The sequence below is a fragment of the Simonsiella muelleri ATCC 29453 genome (assembly GCF_002951835.1).
GTDB lineage: Bacteria > Pseudomonadota > Gammaproteobacteria > Burkholderiales > Neisseriaceae > Simonsiella > Simonsiella muelleri.
On record NZ_CP019448.1, the window covers coordinates 1 to 13,736 of the forward strand.

13 protein-coding genes and 1 tRNA gene are annotated in these 13,736 nt (G+C 42.8%); 8 read left to right on the forward strand and 6 right to left on the reverse strand.

From position 1 onward, the window contains the following. Positions 1-10 precede the first annotated feature (10 nt). Positions 11-86, forward strand: a tRNA-Lys gene (locus tag BWP33_RS00005). Between the two features lie 275 nt (positions 87-361). Here BWP33_RS00005 and BWP33_RS00010 read toward each other — a convergent pair. After that, positions 362-790, reverse strand: coding sequence for a tetratricopeptide repeat protein (locus tag BWP33_RS00010; protein ID WP_002642731.1), 429 nt, complete (start codon positions 788-790; stop codon positions 362-364). A 218-nt stretch (positions 791-1,008) separates the two neighbouring features. Between BWP33_RS00010 and pdxA the strand changes: the two genes are divergently transcribed. Further along, complete coding sequence (gene pdxA / locus BWP33_RS00015) at positions 1,009-1,995, forward strand: 4-hydroxythreonine-4-phosphate dehydrogenase PdxA (protein ID WP_002642730.1); 987 nt, start codon at positions 1,009-1,011, stop codon at positions 1,993-1,995. Here the strand turns inward: pdxA and rlmH are convergent. The 3 genes from rlmH to BWP33_RS00030 form a co-directional block, all read right to left on the reverse strand. Then, a complete protein-coding gene (gene rlmH / locus BWP33_RS00020) occupies positions 1,983-2,453 on the reverse strand; it encodes a 23S rRNA (pseudouridine(1915)-N(3))-methyltransferase RlmH (protein WP_002642729.1) in 471 nt (156 codons plus the stop codon). The genes pdxA and rlmH overlap by 13 nt on opposite strands. Before the next feature lie 55 nt (positions 2,454-2,508). After that, positions 2,509-3,444, reverse strand: coding sequence for an ABC transporter ATP-binding protein (locus tag BWP33_RS00025; RefSeq protein WP_002642728.1), 936 nt, complete (start codon positions 3,442-3,444; stop codon positions 2,509-2,511). A gap of 93 nt (positions 3,445-3,537) precedes the next feature. Then, entirely contained in the window at positions 3,538-3,885 is a 348-nt protein-coding gene (locus BWP33_RS00030; RefSeq protein ID WP_002642727.1) for a hypothetical protein, read from the reverse strand. Positions 3,886-4,073: 188 nt separating this feature from the next. On the opposite strand from BWP33_RS00030, the gene BWP33_RS00035 reads away from it, so the two are divergent. The 3 genes from BWP33_RS00035 (at position 4,074) to hemB (ending at position 7,579) form a co-directional block, all read left to right on the forward strand. Further along, on the forward strand, positions 4,074-5,672 hold the full coding sequence (locus BWP33_RS00035; protein WP_002642726.1) for a peptide chain release factor 3: 1,599 nt from the start codon (positions 4,074-4,076) through the stop codon (positions 5,670-5,672). Between the two features lie 114 nt (positions 5,673-5,786). Further along, positions 5,787-6,494 (forward strand): tetratricopeptide repeat protein, encoded by a 708-nt coding sequence (locus tag BWP33_RS00040; RefSeq protein WP_104930271.1) that lies wholly within the window; start codon positions 5,787-5,789, stop codon positions 6,492-6,494. A gap of 77 nt (positions 6,495-6,571) precedes the next feature. Then, a complete protein-coding gene (hemB, locus tag BWP33_RS00045) occupies positions 6,572-7,579 on the forward strand; it encodes a porphobilinogen synthase (protein ID WP_002642724.1) in 1,008 nt (335 codons plus the stop codon). Positions 7,580-7,831: 252 nt separating this feature from the next. Here hemB and BWP33_RS00050 read toward each other — a convergent pair whose 3' ends face one another. Then, positions 7,832-8,215, reverse strand: coding sequence for an ACP-like domain-containing protein (locus BWP33_RS00050; RefSeq protein WP_002642723.1), 384 nt, complete (start codon positions 8,213-8,215; stop codon positions 7,832-7,834). Between the two features lie 247 nt (positions 8,216-8,462). Here BWP33_RS00050 and BWP33_RS00055 point away from each other — a divergent pair, with 247 nt between their 5' ends. After that, positions 8,463-8,651 (forward strand): hypothetical protein, encoded by a 189-nt coding sequence (locus BWP33_RS00055; RefSeq protein WP_002642722.1) that lies wholly within the window; start codon positions 8,463-8,465, stop codon positions 8,649-8,651. Further along, positions 8,648-9,370 carry a metal ABC transporter ATP-binding protein gene (locus tag BWP33_RS00060; RefSeq protein ID WP_002642721.1) on the forward strand — a complete coding sequence of 241 codons (723 nt, stop codon included), beginning with the start codon at positions 8,648-8,650 and terminating at the stop codon, positions 9,368-9,370. The genes BWP33_RS00055 and BWP33_RS00060 overlap by 4 nt, the downstream gene beginning before the upstream one ends. A gap of 205 nt (positions 9,371-9,575) precedes the next feature. Here BWP33_RS00060 and leuS read toward each other — a convergent pair whose 3' ends face one another. Further along, positions 9,576-12,203, reverse strand: coding sequence for a leucine--tRNA ligase (leuS, locus tag BWP33_RS00065; RefSeq protein ID WP_002642720.1), 2,628 nt, complete (start codon positions 12,201-12,203; stop codon positions 9,576-9,578). A 391-nt stretch (positions 12,204-12,594) separates the two neighbouring features. On the opposite strand from leuS, the gene BWP33_RS00070 reads away from it, so the two are divergent. Continuing rightward, a complete protein-coding gene (locus BWP33_RS00070; RefSeq protein WP_002642719.1) occupies positions 12,595-13,629 on the forward strand; it encodes a transferrin-binding protein-like solute binding protein in 1,035 nt (344 codons plus the stop codon). Positions 13,630-13,736: the final 107 nt, after the last annotated feature.

Consider the following 13,736-nt stretch of genomic DNA (forward strand, 5'->3'; position numbering starts at 1 on the left):
CTTATCAGATGGGTCGTTAGCTCAGTCGGTAGAGCAGCGGACTTTTAATCCGTTGGTCGAGCGTTCGAATCGCTCACGACCCACCAAGTTTTACAAGCCTAAACAGTTGTTTAGGCTTTTTTCTTTGGTCCCCTTTATGACTGACTGCTTCAACAGGCTGCACCTTGCTGTTGGTAAGAACCTTTATTCACAGCCAAGCGTGATGTCTTTTTGCCCCATTTAGCACGCCTGCTGTGTTGAATTTCACGCCAATAGGAACGCTGTTAGCATCAAATTCGCCTTTTATTCGTACTAACTGGGACAAAAATCCATTTCACGTTGGCTATGAATATAGATTATTGGTTTTAATGACTATAAATTTTTATTGTTTACTCAATTCTTTAATCATGTCAAACGCCTGATTGCGTTGTTCATCGGAAATATCAGGACTGGCGACTACTTTCGTTAAAAGTTGCCACAATAAAATATCCGATTTAATTTTTTTCTTATTCATTAAATGCTGCACATATTCAAACGCCGCACAAGCATCGCCCAAATCCACTGCCTTCTCCAACCAATACACCGCATTACGCGTATTGTGTTGATGAAAATAAATTCGCGCAATTGCCATCGCCGTTTCGCTATCATGTTGATGTTTCCAAGCTTTTTTATACCAGTATAAGGCTTGCTCGTTGTCTGCTGCCACGCCGTAAGCTGTGGTGTAGCATACCGCCACAGCATAAAAGCATTCAGCATCGCCTGCTTTTGCTCTGGTTAAAAGTTGTTGAAATGGGTGAAATTCGCTGGTCATGATGTGGGCAACTAGAACAGAAGAAAACTGAATTTTAACCGATGATGCGCAATTGATACACATTTTGCGCCACGAAACTGATAGAATTTTCTGAAACTACATACCGAAGCTATTTGTTCAGGTTGCCTTAGGAGCAAAGGATAATTCATTATTTTTTGTTGCGTACTGTCATTTAGCTTAAAACATATTTCAAAACAATTAATCAAGGAAAAATATAAATGACCAAGCAACCTATTTTGGCCATCACTTCAGGCGAACCTGCTGGTATTGGTGTGGATATTTGTTTGGATTTGCCAGACATGGATTTACCGTGCCGCGTGGTGGTGTTGGGCGATGCGCATTTATTGCAAAAACGTGCCGATTGTCTCCGAAAATCCATAAAAATCCGCGAATTTAACCCTTTCAGGCAGCCTGAAAAAAACACGATAGATGTTCAACACATTCCATTGCGTGATGTTTGCGTGGCAGGACAATTGAATCCACAAAATTCGCCATATGTCATTGAATTGCTTGATACGGCAATGAATGGCATTGAAAATGGTGTATTTTCAGGCATGGTTACCGCGCCTATTCACAAGGGCGTGATTAACCAATTTTATGGCGAAACCATGTATTTTAGCGGACACACCGAATATTTAGCAGAAAAATCCCACACACCACAAGTCGTGATGATGCTTGCAGGCGGTGGTTTGCGCGTGGCATTATTGACTACGCATTTGCCGTTGCGCGATGTCGCTGACCACATTACGGCGGATTTGTTGACCAGTGTGGCGCGAATTGTAGATAAAGATTTGCGCGAAAAATTCGACATTGCCAATCCTAAAATTTTATTGGCTGGCTTGAACCCACACGCAGGCGAAAACGGCTATTTAGGGCGCGAAGAATTAGACATCATGTTGCCCACTGCCCAACAATTGCGTATCCATGGCATCAATATTACCGACCCATTGCCAGCTGATACATTATTTCAGCCGTTTTATTTGGACGGCGCGGATGCGGTATTGGCAGCATATCATGATCAAGGTTTACCAGTGTTGAAATACGCCAGTTTTGGTGGCGGTGTGAACATCACTTTGGGTTTACCATTCATTCGCACATCGGTTGACCACGGTACGGCGTTGGATTTGGCAAGCAGTGGCAAAGCCAATTCAGGCAGCCTGAAAGCCGCGATTCACACCGCATTTGAGATGATTCATTCACGATGATACGGGTGATTGTGCAAAATAGACACAGCCCGATAAAGCTGCTCCGTTAGCAACACACGCACCATACCATGCGGCAGCGTCAGACTGGACAAACACAACATCAACCGCGCCCGTTGCTTGAGTGCATCGGTCATGCCATCTGCACCACCAATCACAAAACAAACGTGTTCGCCATTTTGTTGCCAAGTATTTAAATATTCCGATAATTCCACCGAAGTAGGGGCTTTGCCACGCTCGTCCAACACCACTAAAAACGCATTGTTGGGAATATTTTCCATAATGCGTTTTTCTTCGGCGACCATGCCTTGATTGGCGTTGATGCCCGCGCCGCGTTTTTCGGGTTTAATTTCTTTGAGTGTGTATTGAATATCGCGCCCAAAACGCTTGGCGTATTCATTCACGGCATCATCTACCCAACGTGGCATTTTTGTGCCAACGGCTAAAACAGTAATATTCATAATCATTTAATTTTATTAATGGGAAAATATTTTCAGGCAGCCTGAAGAATAATTTTTATTTAAAATAAATAACTTTGGATAAATCAATCCACACGCGTGCTGTTTTGCCCAAGCGTTGTGCCACATCATCGTTCACCCACGCCACCAATTCGCCAAATGATGGCTGCATCCATTCTACGCGCCACGCAAAAGGTTGCTTGAAACAACGCAAAATCTCGCATTCCGAACCCTTTTCATGATGAAATTGAATGGCTTGCTGCGGAATATACACATCATCGCGCACGTTCAGGCAGCCCAATAATCGAGCAGCCTGTGCTGATACGGGTTGTGCAAATAATTGATTTGGCGTATCACATTGAATAATATTACCATTTTCTAATAATGCAATGCGTTGCGACATTAATGCGGCTTCGGCAGGGTCATGGCTCACGAGTATGGCAGGGATATTTTTTTGCTGAATCCATTGACTAATTTCGTGTTGCAAATGTTGTCGCAATGCGGTATCCAAACTGGAAAAAGGTTCATCTAATAACAATAACTTAGGCGAAACAACCAACGCACGTGCCAATGCGACTCGTTGTTGTTCGCCACCGGATAATTGTGTGATGGTGCGTTCGCTGGCGTGTTGCAAACCCATTTCTACCAAAATGCGCAGAGCGGCTGTTCGAGCCACCGCTTTTTTTTCGCCACGCAAGCGTAAACCCAACGCCACATTTTCCCATACATTCAAATGCGGCAATAACGCAAAATCTTGAAACATCATAGCAATTTCGCGTTTTTCAGGCTGCCTGTTGGTGATGCGTTCCTGATTGAGCCACACATCGCCAGCATCGGGCTGCAACAAACCCGCCGCCAAATGCAATAACGTAGATTTGCCACTGCCACTTGCGCCTAAAATGGTTAAAATTTCGCCGTTTGCCACGGATAAATTGATTTGATTCGCCACTGTGCGTGTGCCAAATTTTTTGGTAATATTTTGAAATGTAAACATAATCTATAAAAAACAGAATGGGCGGATATCAAAATCCGCCCGATGAAAATATTATAAAATCATCTTATTGTTGCTTTCAGGCAGCCTGAAAAATCACAAATGTCCACTAAAATACGAAACGTGCATACCTTGAAACATACGCGTCAATTCGGTATTCAGTAATTTTTTCATATTACCAGCTGCCGTGATGTGTTCGCCATAGCTAAATGAAGTATAGTCGTTGGTGGCAATGTACGCATCTTGGTCAAATACAATAATGTGGCTGCCATCGGTCAAAACCAAAGTAACGCAAGTTTTATTATTAAACTCTTCAGGTTGCTGGTCGCGAAATTCGGGTGCAGCGTGTTCTGGCTCGTAGGGCATCAAGCGAACGATATGATTTGAGTTTACACAAAAAACTTCTTTGGTAAACGCATCTTGTAATTCAATAAAAACCGACATTTTCGCCTTTCACCAAAATTCACAAACATCAAAAAACCAAATTATAAAAACAATCAAAAAAATAGACAACAATATCAATCAAATCATACCCAAAATAAGACAAAATCAGTACAATTATAACGGTTTTTTGGTTGTATTTTTTGTTTCAGACAACCTGAAAGTTTTTTATTATTTATTTGAGAATCAATATGTCAGAAATACTTGAACACGTTCGCAAACGCCGCACATTCGCGATTATTTCCCACCCAGACGCGGGTAAAACCACTTTAACCGAAAAATTATTATTGTTCTCAGGCGCAATTCAATCGGCAGGTACAGTCAAAGGCAAGAAAACGGGTAAATTTGCCACATCCGACTGGATGGAAATTGAACAGCAACGCGGTATTTCGGTGGCATCAAGCGTGATGCAATTTGAGTATTTAGACCACGTTGTCAATTTGTTGGACACTCCAGGGCACCAAGACTTTTCGGAAGATACTTATCGCGTTTTGACGGCGGTGGACAGTGCGTTGATGGTGATTGACGCGGCAAAAGGCGTAGAAGCGCAAACCATTAAATTGTTAAATGTTTGTCGTTTGCGAAACACGCCGATTGTTACGTTTATGAATAAATACGACCGCGAAGTACGCGACAGTTTGGAATTGTTGGACGAAGTGGAAAATATTTTGCAAATTCGTTGTGCGCCCGTAACTTGGCCCATCGGTATGGGCAAAAATTTCAAGGGCGTGTACCACATTTTGAACGATGAAATTTATCTGTTTGAAGCGGGTGGCGAAAAATTACCCCACGAATTTGACATCATCAAAGGCATTGATAATCCCGAATTAGAAAAACGTTTCCCATTGGAAATTCAACAACTTCGTGATGAAATTGAATTGGTGCAAGCTGCGTCTAATGAATTTAATTTGGACGAATTTCTTTCAGGCAGCCTGACACCTGTGTTTTTCGGTTCAGCGATTAATAATTTTGGCGTACAAGAAATTCTCAATTCATTGATTGATTGGGCACCTGCGCCCAAGCCACGTGATGCAACCGTGCGCGAAGTTCAGCCCGATGAACCTAAATTTTCTGGTTTTATTTTTAAAATTCAAGCAAATATGGACCCAAAACACCGCGACCGCATTGCGTTTTTGCGCGTGTGTTCGGGTAAATTTGAACGTGGCATGAAAATCAAGCACTTACGCATTAACCGCGACATCAGCGCGAGCAGCGTGGTAACGTTTATGTCGCATGACCGCGAATTGGTGGAGGAAGCCTACGCTGGCGACATCATTGGTATTCCGAATCACGGTAACATTCAGATTGGCGACAGTTTTTCTGAAGGTGAACAACTTTCGTTTACAGGCATTCCGTTTTTTGCGCCTGAATTATTTCGCAGTGTGCGCATTAAAAACCCTTTAAAAATGAAACAATTGCAAAAAGGCTTACAGCAACTGGGCGAAGAGGGCGCGGTGCAAGTGTTCAAACCGCATTCGGGCGCGGATTTGATTTTGGGTGCGGTGGGCGTATTGCAATTTGAAGTAGTTACGGCGCGTTTGGCGGCGGAATATGGCGTGGAGGCGGTGTTTGACAATGTGTCGGTGTGGTCGGCGCGTTGGGTGTCGTGCGATGACAAGAAAAAATTGGCGGAATTTGAAAAGGCAAATGCCGCTAATTTAGCGATTGATGCAGGTGGCAATTTGGCGTATCTCGCGCCCAATCGCGTGAATTTGAATTTAACGCAGGAACGCTGGAAAGACATTGTGTTCCACGAAACGCGCGAGCATTCGGTTAATTTGAATGAGTAAAGGTTTCAGGCTGCCTGAATGATTTTTGCGCAAAACAAAATTGGTAAGAGATAATCAGTTTGCTCTATTTGGGGGCAATTTATTTACTTTTAAAAGGTAAAAGGAAAATTTTAAATGAAAGTAATTTCCCATTCCGCTTGCAAAATGGTATTGGCTGCTTTAACAGCAGCGATGATGCTGACAAGTGTATCGGCTTCAGCTCAGACGCTTGATGTAAAAAATACACCCGCCCAAACAGCTTCGTCTGCCGAACAAAAATTCGAACAAGGCATCGCAGCCTACAAGCGCCAAGATTATGCCACTGCATTGAAAATTTTTAGCGAATTGGCGAATCAGGGATATGCAGATGCGCAAAACAATTTGGGCTTTATGTATGAAAATGGACAAGGTGTAGCGAAAGATTATCGTCAAGCGCTGCTTTGGTATCAAAAAGCGGTGAGTCAGGAACATATAGATGCACAATACAATTTGGGCTTTATGTATGCCAATGGACTAGGTGTAGCGCAAGATTATCGTCAAGCGCTGCTTTGGTATCAAAAAGCGGCGAGTCAGGGACATATAGATGCACAATACAATTTGGGCTTTATGTATGCCAATGGACTAGGTGTAGCGCAAGATTATCGTCAAGCGCTGCTTTGGTATCAAAAAGCGGCGAATCAGGGATATGCAGTTGCGCAACAAAATTTGGGCTTGATGTATGCTGATGGACTAGGTGTAGCGCAAGATTTCAAACAAGCGCGTTTTTGGTTTGAAAAAGCTGCCGCGCAAGGTAATGTCAAGGCAAAAGCTGTTTTGCAACAATTAAACCAAATGGGGAAATAAGCTCAATCTTTTTCAGGCTGCCTGAAACTTTTGAAACGCGCTAAAATAGCGTTTTTCAAATATAAGGAAAATTCATCATGAACTTCCCCCCACGCCAAGCTCCAATGAGCCGTATGCGTCGTATGCGCCGAGATGATTTTTCACGCCGTTTGATGCGCGAAAATGTTTTGACAACCAATGATTTGATTTACCCCGTTTTTGTGTTGGAGGGGCAAAATCAAGAACAAGAAATTGCGTCCATGCCCAAAATAAAACGTCAAAGCATTGATTTATTATTAAAGACAGCAGAGCAGGCGTGTGAATTGGGGATTCCGATGTTGGCATTGTTTCCAGTCGTTACCCAAAACAAAACCGCCGATGCGCGTGAAGCCTACAATCCTGAAGGTTTGGTACAAACGGCAGTACGCGCATTGCGCCAAAATTTTCCTGAATTGGGTGTGATGACCGATGTTGCGCTTGACCCCTACACTTTGAGTGGCCAAGATGGTTTGACCGATGCAACAGGCTATGTACTAAATGATGAAACGATTGAAGTTTTGGTCAAACAAGCGTTAAGCCATGCTGAAGCTGGGGCGCAAGTGGTTGCACCGTCTGATATGATGGACGGGCGCATTGGTGCGATTCGTCAGGCGTTGGAACAACACGGACACATTCACACGCGGATTATGGCGTATTCAGCGAAATACGCGTCTGCGTTTTATGGGCCGTTTCGTGATGCTGTTGGTAGTGCAGGCAATTTAGGCAAATCCACCAAAGACGAATATCAGCAAGACCCTGCTAACAGCAACGAAGCACTACACGAAGTTGCGTTGGATATTTCAGAGGGCGCGGATATGGTGATGGTGAAACCTGGAATGCCGTATTTAGACGTGGTGCGCCGCGTGAAAGATGAATTTGGTGTGCCGACTTTTGCTTATCAGGTATCGGGGGAATATGCGATGCTTCAGGCTGCCATACAAAATGGTTGGTTGGACAGCGATAAAGTCATTTTGGAGGGTTTGCTGGCATTTAAACGCGCTGGTGCAGACGGGATTTTGACGTATTTTGCCATTCAAGCAGCGGAACAATTGCGCGGTAAGCAATAATTTTTCAGGCAGCCTGAAACCTTTGCAAAATCTAAAAATTAACCTAAATCTCGTCATTCTCGCGAATGCGGGAATCCAATAGCAAAATTTAGATAATTGATTTTATTTGATTGATTAAAAATCTATTTGAGATTGAAAATGGATTACCGCCTACGCGGTAATAACGACGGATAGTTTTGCAAAGGTTTTAGCCTGAAAAAAATCGCCAATAAATCTATTTGTATGATTTATTGGCGATTTTTCTAAATCAAATTAGCGTGGTGAACAATTTTTGAATACCAAATCGTTACGTGGCGAAGTGATGTTAATAGCTGTTTTATGAACACTGTTGCGTTCAAAAGCATCTGCGTTCAAGCGATAACCTGCTGCATCTTTGAAGAAAGCATCTACATTATCAGAGCGACTCATGTCATATTTCATCACGCGTGTTGCGCCGTTCACTTTTGCGATAGCATTCACTGGCACACCTGCGGCATTGAAGCCATATTTCACAGCAACACGACCGTCTTGACATACATAATTTACGGTTTTAGTGCTGGTTACTTGTGCTGCATTCACAGGGCTTGATTTGGCAAAAGATGCAGTGGCAACAGTTGCTAATGCGATGGTAGCTAATGCTTTAACGATGGTTTTCATGATAATTTCCTTATAAAAATGAAATGATTATATTGTTTTAGCCAAATGTCTTTGGCATGGGAGTATGATAGTAGAATCAGAAAAATTTGTCTTGTGCTTTTACGCGATTTGACTTTTCTACAAATTTTGTTGCGTTGTGTAGTTGTATCTTCAGCTTGTGATAAGATTTGTTATACAGTATCATTGATTCACATAGCTTTTTTTTATAACTTTCAGGCAGCCTGAAGGCAATTGGGGCGTAGGATTTATGTGGTATACACGTCCACAAGATGGCAGCACGTTACATCAACATTTTAATTTTGGGCAGCCTGAAAAATATGTGATTGATAAAATGAAATTTTCTTTATTACTAGCAGGTTTGACGCAACGATTGATTTTGGTGGCAATCATTTTGGCAATATTGTGGAGCGTGTATTTTTGGGCGGTAACAGAATGAGTATTTTAATCAAAAATTTAACCGTTAGTTATCAAGCGCGTCCAGCCGTGCATCATGTAGATATGATTTTTCCAACAGGTTGTATGTACGCCATTTTCGGGCCCAATGGCGCAGGCAAATCCACGCTACTCAAAACCATGATGGGTTTGTTGCGCTGTAACACGGGTTCAGTGGAGTGGCAAAATTTGCAACGCGCCGACATCGCTTACTTGCCGCAGCAATCTGATGTGGACAGAAGTCAGCCAATGAGTGTGTTTGAATTGGCGGCGATGGGGTTATGGTATGAGATTGGCTTTTTCGGACGCGTGAACCCGACACAACGTGAACGCGTTCAGGCTGCCTTAAATCGTGTGGATATGGGCGATTTTGCCAATCGAACGATTAATGAATTGTCTAATGGACAATTTCAGCGCGTTTTGTTGGCGCGAATGCTGGTGCAAAATGCGAAATTTCTTCTTTTAGATGAGCCATTTAATGCAGTTGATGCCAAAACCACTTACGCGCTTTTGGACGTATTGCGCCAAGAAAATCGTCAAGGAAAAGCCGTGATTGCAGTGTTGCATGATTATGAACAGGTTCGCGCTTATTTTCCACATACCTTTTTAATTGCACGTGAAAAAATTGCTGATGGCAAAACCGAAAATGTTTTAACCGATGAATTACTAAGTCGCGCCAATGCATTAGCGCAAGCGGCGGAAGATGATGATTGGTGTGAGTGAATTTGGCGCAAATCATTAAGGCAGCCTGAAACCCTAAAAGCGTGGTGCGCGGCAAGACGCGCGTCCCAATCAAATATAGTCGTTTAAAATTAAAAATATGACTGCGTTGTCCATTCTCTTATGTACTAGACGTATGCGGTGGTTGCGGTAATATTAAAAAACAGTAGGTGTAGATTAGCTATTCAACCAATCTACACCTCAAAAATTAAACCACAATATTCACCAAACGTTTAGGCACCACAATCACTTTTTTCGGCTCTTTGCCGTCCATGAATTTTTGTGCGCCTGCGGTGGCAAAGGCGGCAGCTTTGATGGTGTCTTCATTGGCATCAACAGCAACATTAATTTTGTCGCGCAATTTACCGTTTACTTGTACCATCATTTCCACTTCGGTTTGCACTAATGCTGCTTCGTCGACTTTTAGCCACGTTTGTTGCCATAAATGGCTACCGTTTGTGAGTTCGCTCCACAAAGTTTCGGTGATGTGTGGCACGATGGGCGACAATAAAATCACCACAGACTCAATCACTTCACGCGCTACCGCTTGTCCGATTTCACCCGATTTATCGGTTTTGTCATATTGGTTGAGCAACTCCATGACTGCCGCAATCGCCGTGTTAAACTGCTGACGGCGGTCATAATCATCGGTAACTTTGGCAATTGTGCTATGCAATTTGAAGCGCAAATCTTTCAGGCTGCCTGAAAGTTCACCGCCTGCGAATTTCACGACATTTGCGCCGCCATTTTGTACAAACTCATACACCGTGCGCCACAAACGCGCCAAGAAACGATGTGCGCCCGCCACACCCGCATCCGACCATTCCAAAGATTGTTCTGGCGGAGACGCAAACATCATAAACAAACGCGCTGTATCTGCGCCGTATGCGTCAATGATTTCTTGTGGGTCTACGCCATTATTTTTGGACTTGGACATTTTTTCCACGCCACCAATCACAACAGGCTGACCGTCTGCGTTTAAAGTTGCGCTCACGGGGCGACCTTTGTCATCGGTTTGTACAGTTACCTCGGTGGGGTTAAACCATTGTTTTTTACCGTCTTCATTCTCGCGATAATAAGTGGCTTGCAGTACCATGCCTTGCGTCAATAATTGCTTAAATGGCTCGCGTACCGCCACAATATGCTCATCTGCCATCAATTTCGTGAAGAAGCGTGCGTAAAGCAAATGCAAAATCGCGTGTTCAATCCCGCCAATGTATTGGTCGGCTTGACCCCAATATTGTACTGCGTTTGGTTCCACCATGCCCTCTTCAAATTTGGGCGACATATAACGGAATTGATACCAACTAGACTCGTTAAATGTATCCATCGTATCGGTTTCGCGGCGTGCAGGTTTGCCGCAATTGGGGCAAGTGGTTTCGTAAAATTCGGGCATTTTTGTCAATGGCGAACCCGAACCATCAGGAATCACATTTTCAGGCAGCACGACTGGCAAATCTTGTTCAGGAACAGGTACATCACCGCAATCTTCGCAATGAATAATCGGAATCGGACAGCCCCAATAACGTTGGCGCGAAATACCCCAATCACGCAAACGGTATTGCGTTTTGGGTTCTCCCGCGTTCAGACTTTGCAATTTGTTACCGATTGCGTCAAAGGCTGCCTGAAAATTTAAATCGTTAAATTCATGACTGTTGACCAAAACGCCATTTTCTTTATCGGCATACCATTCTTGCCATGCACTTGCATCAAATGCTTGATTGTCAACGCTAATGACTTGTTTAATGGGCAATTTGTATTTGCTGGCAAATTCAAAATCACGTTCATCGTGAGCAGGCACGGCCATAACCGCACCATCGCCATAACCCCACAACACATAATTTGCCACCCAAACTTCCAATTTATCGCCATTGAGTGGATTGATGACGTAGCGTCCTGTTGTCAAACCTTTTTTCTCCATTGTTGCCATATCGGCTTCTGCCACGCTGCCTGCTTTGCATTCATCAATAAATGCTTGTAATTCAGGATTATTTTCGGCGGCTGCTGTAGCCAGTGGGTGTTCAGCGGCAACAGCAACGTAAGTTGCGCCCATGAGCGTGTCGGGACGCGTGGTATAAACTTGCAAAAATTGTGCATAATCGCTGTTCAAACCTGCTTTGCTGTCGTCTGCGATGGTAAAACGCACCGTCATACCGCGTGATTTGCCAATCCAGTTGCGCTGCATGGTTTTGACTTGTTCGGGCCAATCTAAATCGTCCAAATCTGCCAATAATTGTTCTGCATAATCGGTGATGCGGTAGTAATACATGGGGATTTCGCGTTTTTCCACCAACGCGCCTGAACGCCAACCACGTCCGTCTACGACTTGCTCATTTGCCAATACGGTATTGTCCACAGGGTCCCAATTAACCGTACCTAATTTACGGTAAATAATGCCTTTTTTGAATAAACGTGTAAACAACATTTGTTCCCAACGATAATATTCAGGGCGACAAGTGGCGAGTTCACGTTCCCAATCCAATGCGAAACCCAACGATTTAAGTTGCTGTTTCATATAATCAATATTCTGATACGTCCACGCAGCAGGCGCAACACCACGGTCAATCGCTGCATTTTCGGCAGGCATACCGAACGCGTCCCAACCCATCGGTTGCAACACATTGTATCCTTGCAATTTTTTAAAACGGCTACGCACATCGCCAATGGTGTAGTTACGGACGTGTCCCATGTGCAATTTACCGCTTGGGTAGGGGAACATAGAAAGACAATAAAATTTAGGTTTGCTTGTGTCTTCGGTGGCATTGAAAGCGCGATGTTCTGCCCATTTTTGTTGGGCTTGCGGTTCAATCGTGGAAGGTTGATATTGTTCTTGCATGATTTTTAACTTTGTTTATGTTTACAAAAAAATAACGCTGAATTATAGCAGTTTCAAGCAGCCTTTTATTATTTGAAATGATTTTTGTGAATTTGATTCGCTTCAGGCTGCCTGAAAAATCGTCCTGCCCATCTCGTAACATGAATACGACAAATTTGTATTTTTACATACATATGGTGTGTTAAATAATTAAATTTAATGAATTGAAATTAAAAAGATTTAACGCATTTTTATTTTTCAGGCAGCCTGAAAAAACGTTTTAACAAATGGATAAATTATTTTTTAATTGGCACGCACTATGCTAAAATCATTTAAATTTCAAGCAACTTGATATTTTTCAGTTGCCTAATTTATCTACTTATTTTTTAACTTTCCTTTTTGGAGCAACTTGATGATGAATAAAAAATTAATTGGTTTATTGGTTGTGGCGACATTAGGTTTGAGTGCTTGCGGTCATGGCGGTGGCGCAGAACAACACGCTTTAGGTACAGGCAGCACCAGCACCACTGGCTCGGCTGGTGGTGCTAACAATTCCAACGGCTCATCTTCTTCTAATAATAGCAATAACGGTACAGCTACTACAGCTACTACTGATACCTCTTCTACAACGACTGATGCCAAAACCACTCAATCAGCGTTTTTGGGATATAGTTTAACTACTTATTTATCTGACTTAGATGTAAATGGCGAAAAACCAAGTGCTAATTACGTGATACCAACAAACAAAGCGGACATCAATACACTTCAAGTAGAAGGACGCTCTATCTTATTGGTACCCGAAGATAAATTATCAACCAAAGATTGGTATGAAACCGATGGTAAAGCTGCCTATACAGGTTCAGGAACAACAGGTGTAGCAGGTACTGCAGCAGGGGTTAATCCTGATGCAAAATACCAAGATGGAACGAAAACATGGAGCGTCATCGGCAATCAATTGCAACATGCAAAATTTGGCGAATTATATGATGAATACGAGAAACACTATCGTTTTGCACAGGGTGAATTAACGCCCGAAAGTGGTGTGCCAACCTCGCGCGGTCAAGTTAAATATTCAGGCTTCTCTACTTATACTCCGAATATTGAGGCTGCTGGCGTTAAAGAGAATGTGAAAAAAGGTAAATCTGAATTTATCGTTAATTTTGGTGAAAAAAGTGTGATTGGACAAATTCAACCAGGTCAAGCTGGTGATTTTGACCCCATTACTTTGAAAGCTGTCATCACAACTGGTAACCAATTCCAAGGTTTAAATACCATACCAGAGGATAAATCTACCTCTTCAAAAGCAGTTGTACAGGGTGGTTTTTATGGTCCAAATGCAGAAGAAATGGCAGGTGTTTACTTCTACTCAACAGATGAAACAATTTCTCCTGCAGATAAAGTTGATGGCACAAAACCACGCGGCACATTCGGCGCAACCAAACAATAATTTGTATCCCATTTTTTAACAAGGTTTCAGGCAAACTGAAGATATTTTCAGGCTGCCTGAAAAAATATTCAATTAATTGTAGTCGTTTAAAATAAGAACCTGTATTT

Coding starts and splice junctions, on each gene's coding strand:
- BWP33_RS00035 (WP_002642726.1), top strand. CDS start 4,074: ATGTCAGAAATACTTGAACACGTTCGCAAACGCCGCACATTCGCGATT.
- BWP33_RS00025 (WP_002642728.1), bottom strand. CDS start 3,444: ATGTTTACATTTCAAAATATTACCAAAAAATTTGGCACACGCACAGTG.
- BWP33_RS00050 (WP_002642723.1), bottom strand. CDS start 8,215: ATGAAAACCATCGTTAAAGCATTAGCTACCATCGCATTAGCAACTGTT.
- BWP33_RS00060 (WP_002642721.1), top strand. CDS start 8,648: ATGAGTATTTTAATCAAAAATTTAACCGTTAGTTATCAAGCGCGTCCA.
- hemB (WP_002642724.1), top strand. CDS start 6,572: ATGAACTTCCCCCCACGCCAAGCTCCAATGAGCCGTATGCGTCGTATG.
- BWP33_RS00070 (WP_002642719.1), top strand. CDS start 12,595: ATGATGAATAAAAAATTAATTGGTTTATTGGTTGTGGCGACATTAGGT.
- rlmH (WP_002642729.1), bottom strand. CDS start 2,453: ATGAATATTACTGTTTTAGCCGTTGGCACAAAAATGCCACGTTGGGTA.
- pdxA (WP_002642730.1), top strand. CDS start 1,009: ATGACCAAGCAACCTATTTTGGCCATCACTTCAGGCGAACCTGCTGGT.
- BWP33_RS00030 (WP_002642727.1), bottom strand. CDS start 3,885: ATGTCGGTTTTTATTGAATTACAAGATGCGTTTACCAAAGAAGTTTTT.
- leuS (WP_002642720.1), bottom strand. CDS start 12,203: ATGCAAGAACAATATCAACCTTCCACGATTGAACCGCAAGCCCAACAA.
- BWP33_RS00040 (WP_104930271.1), top strand. CDS start 5,787: ATGAAAGTAATTTCCCATTCCGCTTGCAAAATGGTATTGGCTGCTTTA.
- BWP33_RS00055 (WP_002642722.1), top strand. CDS start 8,463: ATGTGGTATACACGTCCACAAGATGGCAGCACGTTACATCAACATTTT.
- BWP33_RS00010 (WP_002642731.1), bottom strand. CDS start 790: ATGACCAGCGAATTTCACCCATTTCAACAACTTTTAACCAGAGCAAAA.